We start from the raw sequence: 11,274 nt of genomic DNA, 5'->3' as shown, positions 1-11,274 counted from the left end.
AACGATGGGTAAAAGAACGGGTTGCGTGAGCCGATAAGCCGGACCGGGCTAGGTCTGACGGAGGGCGGCCATGGCGGTGGAGAGCGAACGTTTCATGTCGTCAGAGAGGGGGCACAGGGGCGGACGGGGCGCACCGACAGACCAGCCATTGAGTTCCAGGGCAGCCTTGACGGGAATCGGATTGGTGGTGGCGAACAGGGCCTTGAACAGGGGAATCAACGCGTCGTGCAGGGCGAGTGCGGAGGCACCATCGCCGTTCAGATAGGCCTCGATCATGGCGCGGATCTCAGGGCCCGCCACATGGCTGCCCACACTCACCACGCCCACGGCACCCACAGCAAGCATCGGCAGAGTGAGACCGTCGTCACCGCTGTAGATCGCCAACTGCGGACCGCAGGCCAGCCGCAAGGCCGTGACCTCTTCCGTGGTGCCGCTGGCGGCCTTGAAACTCACCACGTTGGGGCAGTCCATCAGCCGGGCCACCGTGGCCGGGGCGATGCTGCAGCCGGTGCGGCCAGGGATGTTGTACAGCATCAGTGGCAGCTCAGGTGCCGCTTCCGCGATGGCCCGGAAATGGGCCTCCAGACCCTCCTGGGGAGGCTTGTTGTAGTAGGGCACCACAACGAGAGCGCCATCGGCGCCGGCCGCCGCCGCTTCCTTGGTGGCCTCCACTGCTTCGGCCGTGCAGTTGCTGCCCGTGCCCGCCAACACCTTGACGTTACCGCCCACGGCCTCGCGCACTGCTTGCAGCAGCTGCAACTGCTCATCCCAGCTGAGGGTCGGCGATTCACCGGTGGTGCCGCACACCAGCAATCCATCGGATCCCTGGTCCACAAGATGCCGGGCCAGGTTTGCGGCAACGCTGAGATCCACAGCACCGCTGGCATCAAAGGGGGTCACCATCGCGGTGACCACATGGCCGAAGGGCGTTGGCGAGAGGGTGGCGGCCTGGGTCATCACTTCTGAATCAATAGTTCAGCGATCTGAACAGCATTCAGCGCCGCTCCCTTGCGGATCTGGTCCCCACACAGCCAGAGCTCCAGAGCATTGGCATCACTGATGTCCTGCCGGATCCGCCCGATCGCCACCGGGTCGCGACCAGTCACATCCGTGGGCATCGGGAAACGGTTCGCCGCCAGGTCGTCAATCAACTCCACACCGGGGGCCGCCGCCAGCAGCTCACGTGCCTCATCAACCGGGAAGGGAGACTCGAACTCGACGTTCACCGCTTCGGAATGGGCCCGCAACACGGGCACCCGTACGCAGGTGGCGGTGAAGCGCAGATCCGGCAGACCCATGATTTTGCGGGTCTCGTTCACCATCTTCATCTCCTCTTCGCAATAGCTGTTGGTCTGCAGGGGAGAGTTGTGCAGAAAGAGGTTGAACGCCAGGGAGTAAGGCAGAACCTCTCCTTTGGGAGTGCCGCCATCGAGCACCGTCTGCGACAGGTTTTTCAGCTCTTCCATGGCCCGAGCACCGGCACCACTGGCGGATTGATAGGTGCTCACCACCACCCGGCGCATCGCCCGCTCGGCCGCCAAAGGAGCCAAGGCCAGGGTGAGCAGAATCGTTGTGCAGTTCGGATTGGCGATCACGCCCTTGTGGGCGAAGGCCGCATCGGGATTGACCTCGGGCACCACCAGCGGCACACCCTCCTCCATCCGGAAGGCACTGGAGTTATCCACCATCACCGCACCGGCAGCGGTGATCGCCTCGCGCCACTGCTTGGAAACAGAACCACCGGCTGACGCCAGCACCAAGTCGACCCCTTCGAAGGATTGGGCCGAAACCTCTTCCACCGTGAGGGTGCGGCCGTTCCAGGTTTGGGTCTGGCCGGCCGAACGAGCCGACGCCAGCAGCTTTAGCTCACCAACGGGGAAATGGCGCTCTTCAAGCAGCAGCAGCAGTTCCTGGCCAACAGCACCGCTGGCACCGAGAACTGCAACGTTGAGAGGGCGATTGGGGAGGGTCGAGGACAAGCGGTGGAGTGGACGATCTGAACGAAAACCCGTCGTTTCTCAAATCCGACATCACTGCGTAGAGAACGTGATGCCGATCGAGCGACGCGCTCAGCTTACCGATCCAGCCTGAATTCACCGGTTGCATAAAGTGCTGGGCTGCCCTTTCCCTTCCCCCATGAGCGCTGCAGCCCTGAAGGTGACCACCGAAGCCCGCCCCAGCAGCCGTCTGGCGGTGACGGTCACCGTTCCAGGGGAGCGCTGCAAGACCAGTTACGAAGACGCCATCACCAACCTGAGCCGCAGCATCAACCTGCCGGGCTTCCGCAAGGGCAAGGTGCCTCGCACGGTGCTGGTGCAGCAGCTGGGTGGCGTGCGGATCAAAGCCACGGCTCTGGAAAAGCTGATCGATAACGCCTGGCGTGACGCCATCCAGCAGGAATCGCTGGAACCGATTAGTCAGCCTGATCTGAGCAGTGGTTTCGACGGCCTACTGGAGAGCTTTGAGCCCGGCAAAGAACTCACCTTCACCCTGGAAGCTGACGTCGCACCGACGCCGAAGCTGAAAACCACCAAGGGCCTGAAGGCGGAATTTGAAACCGTCGCCTACGACGCCTCCCGGATCGACGCGATGCTTGAGGACTCCCGCAAGCAGATGGCCACGGTCGTTCCGGTGGAAGACCGTGCCGCCAAGAACGGCGACATCGCTGTGCTCGGCTTCAAGGGCACCTACAGCGATGACGGCAGCGAGATCGAGGGCGGCAGTGCCGATTCGATGGATGTGGACCTGGAAAACGGCCGGATGATCCCCGGCTTCATCGAAGGGGTCATCGGCATGAAGGTCGGCGAGACCAAAACCGTGGAGTGCCAGTTCCCTGACGACTACCCGAAGGAGGACGCCCGCGGACGCAAGGCCGCCTTCGAGATCGAACTGAAGGACCTCAAGACCCGCGAACTGCCCGAGCTGGATGACGAATTCGCCAAGCAGGCCAGCGAACAGGAAACCCTGGCGGACCTGCGCAAAGACCTGGAGCAGCGGCTGAAGGACGACGCCGAACGCCGTCAGACCAGCAACCGCCGCGATGCCCTCGTCGCCGCCCTGGTGGAGCAGCTGGAGGTGGAGCTGCCGGAAGCCCTGATCCAACAGGAAAGCCGCAACCTGCTGGAGCAAACCGCAGCCCAGTTCGCCCAGCAGGGCATGGATGTGAAGTCGCTGTTCACTCCCGACCTGGTGCGCAACCTCATGCAGAACTCCCGCCCCGAGGCTGAAGAGCGTCTGCGCCGCAGTTTTGCCCTCACCGCCCTGGCTGAAGCGGAGGACATCAAGCTCGACGACAAGGACGTGGACGCCAAGGTCAAGGAGGTGAAGAAAGAGCTCTCCGCCGACGCCAAGATCGATCCAGAGCGCCTGCGTCAGGCCGTGATGGATGACCTGATGCAGGATCGTCTGATGGGCTGGCTCGAGGAGAACAGCACCCTCACCGAAAAGGCACCGGCTGCGGATGACAGCAAGGCTGCAGCCAAGAAAAAGCCCGCCGCCAAGAAGACCGCGGCCAAAAGCAAGTCCAAGGCGGACGCCAAGGACTGAGCAACGCCCATAGATTGACCCAACTTCACCGCATACCGATCGCGTGATCGACGCCCGCAGTCACCACCCCATCCAGAACCGCTGGCGGGCCGCCATGCCCGTCTCGGCACCGGGGCCACTGCCCACGGTTGTGGAACAGTCCGGTCGCGGCGACCGCGCCTTCGACATCTACTCCCGCCTGCTGCGGGAGAGGATTATCTTCCTCGGCACCGGCGTGGATGACGCCGTCGCCGACGCCCTGGTGGCGCAGATGCTGTTCCTCGAAGCCGAGGATCCAGAGAAGGACATCCAGATCTACATCAACTCGCCGGGAGGGTCGGTCACCGCTGGACTGGCGATCTACGACACCATGCAGCAGGTCGCCCCTGACGTGGTGACCATCTGCTACGGCCTCGCCGCCAGCATGGGTGCCTTCCTGCTCTCCGGAGGCACAAAAGGCAAGCGTCTTGCCCTGCCAAATGCCCGGATCATGATTCACCAACCCCTCGGTGGCGCCCAGGGGCAGGCGGTGGACATCGAGATCCAGGCGAAGGAAATCCTGTATCTCAAGGAAACCCTGAACGGGTTGATGGCAGAACACACCGGTCAGCCGCTCGACAAGATCTCGGAAGACACCGACCGCGACTACTTCCTTTCTCCGGCAGAAGCGGTTGAATACGGCCTGATCGATCGCGTGGTGGACAGTTCCGGGGACGGAGGAATCATTACGGAGTGCTGACAGACGCCCTTCCGTTCTCGATCCTGTGTGTTCAGGGAGACCCCATCGGTTGATTCCTGAGTTGTTCTCCTGCGTGGTGCCCAGCGTTCGATGGCCAAGTTCGACGCCCATCTGAAGTGTTCGTTCTGTGGGAAATCCCAGGACCAGGTGCGCAAGCTGATCGCAGGACCTGGCGTTTACATCTGCGACGAATGCATCGATCTCTGCAACGAGATCCTGGATGAAGAGCTGGTGGATGGGCAGGGCAACCCACGCCACAGCCACGAGCCGAGCCGAAAGGCCACCCCAGCCGCCCGCAAGAGCAGCAAGCCGGCCCCGACCCTGGCGTCCATTCCAAGGCCGCAGGACATCAAGAGCTTCCTGGATCAGCAGGTGGTCGGCCAGGACGCGGCCAAGAAGGTGATGTCGGTGGCGGTCTACAACCACTACAAACGTCTGGCCTGGCAGGGGGATGGCCAGGGTGAAACCGAGGAAACAGCAACCCGGCTGCACAAGAGCAACATCCTGCTGATCGGACCCACCGGCTGCGGCAAGACGCTGTTGGCCCAGACCCTGGCCGAAATGCTGGACGTGCCCTTCGCCGTGGCCGATGCCACCACCCTCACCGAAGCGGGCTACGTGGGTGAGGACGTGGAAAACATCCTGCTGCGGCTGCTGCAGAAGGCCGATATGGATGTGGACCAGGCCCAGCGGGGAATCATCTACATCGATGAAATCGACAAGATCGCCCGCAAGAGCGAGAACCCGTCGATCACAAGGGACGTTTCGGGCGAAGGTGTCCAGCAGGCCCTGCTGAAAATGCTGGAGGGCACGGTGGCCAACGTGCCACCCCAGGGCGGGCGCAAGCACCCCTATCAGGACTGCATCCAGATCGACACCAGCCAGATCCTGTTCATCTGCGGTGGTGCCTTCGTCGGCCTGGACGACGTGGTGCAGAAACGCATGGGCCGCAATGCCATCGGCTTCATGCCCAGCGAGGGCCGTGGACGCAGCCGCGCCAACCGCGACCTTCAGGCCGCCCAAGTGCTGCGGCACCTGGAGCCGGATGATCTGGTGCGCTACGGCCTGATCCCCGAATTCATCGGCCGGATGCCGGTGAGCGCCGTGCTGGAGCCCCTGGACGAAAGCGCCCTGCAATCGATCCTCACCGAACCCCGTGATGCTCTGGTGAAGCAGTTCCGCACCCTGCTGAGCATGGACAACGTGCAACTGCAGTTCGCCGATGACGCCATCGAGGCGATTGCCCAGGAGGCTCACCGGCGCAAGACCGGTGCCCGCGCCCTGCGCGGCATCGTTGAGGAGCTGATGCTGGACCTGATGTACGACCTGCCATCGCAGACATCGGTGAAGGAGTTCACCGTCACCCGGGCGATGGTGGAAGAACACACCGGTGGCAAGGTGCTGCCCCTGCCTGGCACGGAACAACAAAAGACCGCCTGAAGTCTTGGCTGCCGCTGACCACCTGGAGGTGCCGCGGCAGCACGGCCTGTTCAACCACCACGGCATCGACCTCGGGGACGGAACCGTCGCCCACTATCTGGAAGGGCGTGAAATCCTGCGCACTCCCTTGGAGGATTTCAGCCAAGGGGAACCGTTGCGGGTGATCAACTACGTCGAGGCGTCTCCGCCTGGTGTGACCCTGCGCCGGGCCATGGGGCGCCTGGGGGAACAGGACTACAACCTGCTGTTCAACAACTGCGAGCACTTCGCCAACTGGTGCAAAACCGGACGTCATCGCAGTGGCCAGGTGGACTCCGTGCTGGAGCGCGCCCGTCACTGGAGCGGGCTGATGCCTTCGGCGCTGATGCGGGGCCTGGAGCTCCTGGTGCAACGGGGCCTGCTCGATGACGACGGCCGTGCCATGGCCAGGCGGGGTGTGGAGAAGCTGGAACGCCTGCGCCTCTCGCTGCTGCACAAGTTGGAGGGTCTGCTGGAACGGGCGGGAGAGGGAACCGATCGCCGGCTGTTGCTCACGGGCCAGAGCCTGGCCGATGAACTGGCCGCCGTCGAAGACCTGAAACAGCGGATTGATGCCCTGCTCCAGCAGCACCCCGCCCTTCCAGGCTCCGAATCATCTGAGTAATCTCCTCTCAACGCTCGCGGCGCATGAGTTCGGCCTACCAGCCGCTGCATCACAAATACCGGCCCCAGCGCTTTGATCAGCTGGTGGGGCAGGAGGCGATCGCCGCCACCCTGGGCCACGCCCTCACCAGCAACCGGATTGCACCGGCCTATCTGTTCAGTGGCCCCCGCGGCACCGGCAAAACCTCCAGCGCTCGCATCCTGGCCCGCTCGCTCAATTGCCTGAACAGCGAAGGGCCCACCCCAGAACCCTGCGGCACCTGCGAGCTCTGCACCACAATCGCCGCCGGCACCGCCCTCGATGTGATCGAGATCGATGCGGCCTCCAACACCGGCGTCGACAACATCCGAGAGCTGATCGAACGCTCCCGCTTCGCACCGGTGCAGGCCCGCTGGAAGGTGTACGTGGTAGACGAGTGCCACATGCTCTCCACCGCAGCCTTCAACGCCCTGCTGAAAACCCTGGAGGAGCCGCCGCCGCAGGTGGTGTTCGTGCTCGCCACCACTGACCCGCAACGGGTGCTACCGACGATCCTGAGCCGTTGTCAACGCTTTGATTTCAGGCGCATTCCTCTGGATGCCCTCAACAATCATCTGAGCTGGATCGCCGAACAGGAAGCGATCGAAATCAAGCCTGAGGCCATTCATGTGGTGGCCCAGCGGTCCCAGGGAGGCCTGCGGGATGCGGAAAGCCTGCTGGATCAGCTGAGCCTGCTGCCGCCGCCGATCGAAGCCGCTGCGGTGTGGGATCTGCTGGGGGCAGTCCCCGAACAGGAGCTGTTGGAACTGGTGGGGGCCATGAGCAGCGCCGAACCTGTGCAGCTGCTGGAGGCCACCCGCAACCTGCTGGACCGGGGCCGGGATCCCGGGGCCGTGCTGCAGGGTCTTGCCGGAATGCTGCGCGATCTGGTGCTGATGGCCGCCGCTCCGGAGCGACTGGAACTCACCAGTGTGTCGCCCCAGTTCCGCGAGCAGCTGCCCGCCCTCGCCAAGACCATCGGCAGGGCCCGCTTGCTGCAATGGCAGGCGCAACTGCGCGGCACCGAGCAACAGCTGCGCCAAAGCGTGCAGCCGCGCCTCTGGCTGGAAGTGCTGCTTTTGGGGTTGCTGGCGGAACCAGCAACAACGCAACCGGCAGCAACAGCAAGCCCACCGACAACACCAGTCGCCCCTCCTGCGCCCACGCCTTCCACCGCAGCCCCTGCAGCAACCCCTGCAATCGAGGCGCCCGCCCCCAGCCCAAAACCTGCCCCTGCGCCATCACCAGAACTGCCAACGGTGTCCACCCCTGCACCGGCAGCCAGCACCAACCTGCCCGAGCTCTGGCAGCAGATCCTGGGCAGCCTCGAATTGCCCTCCACCCGGATGCTGCTGTCGCAGCAGGCCCAACTGGTGCGCCTTGATGCCAACCGTGCCGTTGTGCAGGTGGCAGGCAACTGGATGGGGATGGTGCAGAGCCGAGCATCCCTGCTGGAACAGGCCGTGGCCAAAGCGCTTGGAGGCTCGCGGCAGCTGGTGCTGGAGGCCAGCAACAGCGCCATGCCACCTCCGCTGGCAACAGCCCCGGTCACACCCCCATCAATCACTCCACCGACCACCACCCCCCCGATCGCACCGGCCATCACAACCACGCCGGTCGGGACTGCCCCGGTCGCAACAGCCCCAGCAGCGGTCGAGCCCCCAACTCCCGCACCGGCCCCAACGCCGGCACCCTCAGCAACACCAGCGTCAGCTCCGGTGCCAGCGCCAGAACTGCCGCACACCCAAGCCAAACCATTGGACGCCAACCCGGCAGCTGCACCAGCAGAACCCAACCCTCAACCCAGTCCTCCCTCAGGCCTGGATCGTCAGGCCCGCAACCTGGCGGACTTCTTCAACGGTCAGGTGCTCGACGTTGACGACGTCAACTGAGTGAACGTCGATTCAACGACCCTCGCCCCGGTCATGCCGTTCAACAGGCAACAACCTCAGGCCTGAACCGGATGCTCCTGACCATGGCTGGTTTTGGCCCAGACCAAGCGTTTGGGGAGCAGTGACATCCGCAGAGTCACCCAGGGAATCACCACAAACCAGTGGCCGAGGTAGGCGATCGCCACAAGGAGATTGGCCAGGCTCGCTGAGGGGATCTCCGGCCCTTCGCTGCCACCACGACAGCCGCGCCAGTAAGCCAGACCCGAAACGCTGAAGGCCACCACAGACAAGGGCCAGTAGACCGGCAGGCTTTGGGTGATCAGAGCCGTGCTCAGATCGGCGAAGGACACCACCGGCAGGGCGTACTGGAGCAGAAAAAAGGCCGTCAAATCCCAACGCTGGCGAAGACTGAGCTGGGCCGAGGTCAGCACCGGCCAGTAATCAAAGAAGCGCTGCAATCCGCCTTCCGCCCAGCGCTGCCGTTGTTTCCACAGGGCATGGAGACCAGGAACAGCCTCTTCCTGGACCGGAGGGTCCCACAACAATCCCACCAAGGCCCCATGGGTCAGCAGGCGGAAGCTGAGATCCAGGTCATCGGTGACGGTGTCTTCGTTGAAACCACCACTGGACTCGAGCACGGAGCGCTTGATCAGCTGTCCGTTCCCCCGCAGTTCGGCCAAGCCTCCATTGGCCAGTCGGCCCGACTGGATCACCGCATCCAGAGCCATCTCCATCGCCTGGGATCGGGTCAACCAATTGCGATCGGCATCAATCACGGCCTTGCGCAGCTGCACCGCCGACCAGCCACCCTCCACGGCGTAGGGAACAAGGCGCTCGAGCAAGTCATCCTGCAACTGAGCATCCGCATCAAGCACCAGCAGCCACTCACCTTTGAGGCAGCCCAAAGCGGTGTTGAGCGCACCCGACTTGCCCCCACCGGCATTGCGCTGGCGATGGATCACGTTCAGCTCAGGGTGCTGGCTGGCCAGATCGTCCAGCAGCTCAGAGGTTCGATCAAGACTGCCGTCGTCGATCACCCAGGTGGTGAGTTGGCCGGACGGATAACGAAGAGATGTGAGCCGTTCCACCAAACGGGGCACCACCGCCTCTTCATCGCGGGCCGCCACCACCACATCAAGGCTGGGAAGTTTGGCCGGATCGATCGCTGGTACGGACTCCGATGACCCACGCGTCAGCTGCCCACGCATGACGGAACGGAGGCCATAGCCTCCAAGCATCAAGGCAAGGCTGATGGCGGGCCAGAGTGAACGGGCGGGGTCGAGCCAGTGGGGAGCGGCACCAGCACATCCACAGGCGAACAGGAACGCTGCCGATTTCACCCGACGGTGATCACCCGATGTGGCGTTCGAGCTCATCCAGCTGCCCAGGTGGGAAGGACTTTAAGGGGACTGCACCAGTGTTGAGAGTGGGCCGTAGACAGTCCCTGGGTAGTAATGGCTCAGGATCCGCTCCACAGGCCAGCCTCGCCAGGCCAGATCAATGGCTCCAGCCTGCGACAAACCGGCCCCATGGCCGAAGCCACCGCCCACCACCAACCACCGTTCGGCCCCCTGAGGCTCCAAGACGAACAAAGTGCTGGGCAGGGTGCGAAGGGTGCGACGAATGGCATCCAACCTGAGGATGACCGGAGCGGCGTCGCTGCTGCCTGAGATCTGCAAGGCCAGCACCCGGCCGCTGGCACCCCGCTCCAGCACCTTCAATTGCAAAGGCGAAACCAGCGGGTCTGCGGCGGCTCCGAGGGCCTGACGCAAGGTCGGACCCGAAAGGATTCGAGTCCAGCGGAAGCGGGGGTGGCGCTGGCCAAAGGCCCCGCTGCGATCCGCCAGCAACGCTTCCACCGCCTTGCGCTGCTGCAGGGGCAAGGGATGACGGTTGCGCCAGCGCTCATCCCCATCCGGCTTCGCACGCAGATAGGTGGTGGGCTGCATGGCCCAGGCTTCCGGCCCGGCAGCCATCACCCCGCCATTGGTGGCGTGATACACCGCGCTGATTGGCCGGTTGTTCAGGCTGAGCAACTTGCCCTGGGTGGATGCAATCGCCTCGCGCACAGCAGATCCCGCATGGCGGGGATCGCTGTAGACCTGACACTGGGTGTCGCTGCAGAGGTGATAGCCATCAATGCTGAAGCGATGGCTGTTAGCCAGAGCCCAGGTGCGCGCCAGAACGGTCTGGGCCTGCAACGCCGCCATCGGTGAACCCGCACCGATCTCGTGGGGCACCACCCCCTCGAGGTAGCGCTCCACCGGCACCTGCTCCACCAGCGTCCAGCTGCCGTAGGCATCCCGTTGCAAGCGGAAGGGCCCCTCAAAACGTCCACCAGCCCAGAGCAACCCATCCGAGGCCTCAATCAAGACAGGTCCATGCAGGGGGCGTCCCCTCGCCGACGTCTGCAACACCGGTTCGACGGTGCTGGTGACGGTGCCTTGCCAATCGCGCACGGCCAGACCGTCGGGAACAGGCGAACCCTCCGGCGCCCACACCTCCCACTCCTTGGGATGGGCGACCTCGGCCGCAACCCCCAAAGCACGCCAACGGGAGGCGACACGGTCCGCCGACTCAAAGCTGGCGTAGGGACCTGCAATCCGGCGGGCCAACTTGAGCGGACGGGCCTTGGCAACACTGCGCCAGCTGATCACGAACCCTGAATCAATGCCTTGCTCCCCGGTGGCATCGCGAAGGCTGAGCGAGCCAGCAAAGGCACGCAGATTCAAAGGAGCTGCTGTTTCCGCAGCACCGAGATGATCCGCCAAGGCCACCCAAAGCACCGGTTCATGACCTTCAACCCGCGGTGGGTCAGCGACGGAACGGTGCGTCGCCCGCTGAACCGGTTCCACCACCGGGGGCTCAGACACGGCGGATTGCAGGCCATCACCCTGCTCACGGGCGCGGCAGCCCAGGCCCACGCAAAGCAGCAATGTGAGCGTCAGGAACCGAATCATTCAGGGGGGGGCACGTCGGGACGTATTGTTGTCGTTTGTGTCCGAACGAGCAGACCA

The 11,274-nt window shown here is 64.0% G+C and carries 9 protein-coding genes; 5 read left to right on the top strand and 4 right to left on the bottom strand.

The features are described from left to right. Window positions 1-48 precede the first annotated feature (48 nt). Window positions 49-957 carry a 4-hydroxy-tetrahydrodipicolinate synthase gene (gene dapA, locus SynM161_RS00330; protein ID WP_186541633.1) on the bottom strand — a complete coding sequence of 303 codons (909 nt, stop codon included), beginning with the start codon at window positions 955-957 and terminating at the stop codon, window positions 49-51. Further along, on the bottom strand, window positions 957-1,979 hold the full coding sequence (locus SynM161_RS00325) for an aspartate-semialdehyde dehydrogenase (RefSeq protein WP_186541632.1): 1,023 nt from the start codon (window positions 1,977-1,979) through the stop codon (window positions 957-959). The genes dapA and SynM161_RS00325 overlap by 1 nt, the downstream gene beginning before the upstream one ends. 157 nt (window positions 1,980-2,136) lie before the next feature. Here SynM161_RS00325 and tig point away from each other — a divergent pair, with 157 nt between their 5' ends. From tig to SynM161_RS00300, 5 genes are all read left to right on the top strand, one after another. After that, complete coding sequence (gene tig, locus SynM161_RS00320) at window positions 2,137-3,546, top strand: trigger factor (RefSeq protein ID WP_186541631.1); 1,410 nt, start codon at window positions 2,137-2,139, stop codon at window positions 3,544-3,546. 43 nt (window positions 3,547-3,589) lie between these two features. Continuing rightward, window positions 3,590-4,264, top strand: coding sequence for an ATP-dependent Clp endopeptidase proteolytic subunit ClpP (gene clpP, locus SynM161_RS00315; protein ID WP_186541630.1), 675 nt, complete (start codon window positions 3,590-3,592; stop codon window positions 4,262-4,264). A 90-nt stretch (window positions 4,265-4,354) separates the two neighbouring features. Further along, the gene (gene clpX / locus SynM161_RS00310) at window positions 4,355-5,704 is read left to right on the top strand and encodes an ATP-dependent protease ATP-binding subunit ClpX (RefSeq protein WP_186541629.1); all 1,350 of its coding nucleotides are present in this window, start codon (window positions 4,355-4,357) and stop codon (window positions 5,702-5,704) included. 4 nt (window positions 5,705-5,708) lie between these two features. Then, a complete protein-coding gene (locus SynM161_RS00305) occupies window positions 5,709-6,347 on the top strand; it encodes a lecithin retinol acyltransferase family protein (RefSeq protein WP_186541628.1) in 639 nt (212 codons plus the stop codon). Between the two features lie 23 nt (window positions 6,348-6,370). Next, complete coding sequence (locus tag SynM161_RS00300; protein WP_186541627.1) at window positions 6,371-8,257, top strand: DNA polymerase III subunit gamma/tau; 1,887 nt, start codon at window positions 6,371-6,373, stop codon at window positions 8,255-8,257. 56 nt (window positions 8,258-8,313) lie between these two features. Here SynM161_RS00300 and SynM161_RS00295 read toward each other — a convergent pair whose 3' ends face one another. Together SynM161_RS00295 and SynM161_RS00290 are read right to left on the bottom strand one after the other, a co-directional pair. Next, the gene (locus tag SynM161_RS00295) at window positions 8,314-9,633 is read right to left on the bottom strand and encodes a glycosyltransferase family 2 protein (protein WP_186541626.1); all 1,320 of its coding nucleotides are present in this window, start codon (window positions 9,631-9,633) and stop codon (window positions 8,314-8,316) included. 24 nt (window positions 9,634-9,657) lie between these two features. Beyond that, window positions 9,658-11,217: a SpoIID/LytB domain-containing protein gene (locus tag SynM161_RS00290; protein WP_186541625.1), complete on the bottom strand. Its 1,560-nt coding sequence runs from the start codon at window positions 11,215-11,217 to the stop codon at window positions 9,658-9,660. Between the last annotated feature and the right edge of the window lie 57 nt (window positions 11,218-11,274).

The organism is Synechococcus sp. M16.1 (assembly GCF_014279895.1).
GTDB lineage: Bacteria > Cyanobacteriota > Cyanobacteriia > PCC-6307 > Cyanobiaceae > Parasynechococcus.
The sequence above is the reverse complement of the archived record's forward strand: the minus strand, read 5'-3'. Positions and strand labels throughout refer to the sequence as shown.

Coding starts and splice junctions, on each gene's coding strand:
- clpX (WP_186541629.1), top strand. CDS start 4,355: ATGGCCAAGTTCGACGCCCATCTGAAGTGTTCGTTCTGTGGGAAATCC.
- SynM161_RS00295 (WP_186541626.1), bottom strand. CDS start 9,633: ATGAGCTCGAACGCCACATCGGGTGATCACCGTCGGGTGAAATCGGCA.
- tig (WP_186541631.1), top strand. CDS start 2,137: ATGAGCGCTGCAGCCCTGAAGGTGACCACCGAAGCCCGCCCCAGCAGC.
- SynM161_RS00290 (WP_186541625.1), bottom strand. CDS start 11,217: ATGATTCGGTTCCTGACGCTCACATTGCTGCTTTGCGTGGGCCTGGGC.
- dapA (WP_186541633.1), bottom strand. CDS start 957: ATGACCCAGGCCGCCACCCTCTCGCCAACGCCCTTCGGCCATGTGGTC.
- SynM161_RS00300 (WP_186541627.1), top strand. CDS start 6,371: ATGAGTTCGGCCTACCAGCCGCTGCATCACAAATACCGGCCCCAGCGC.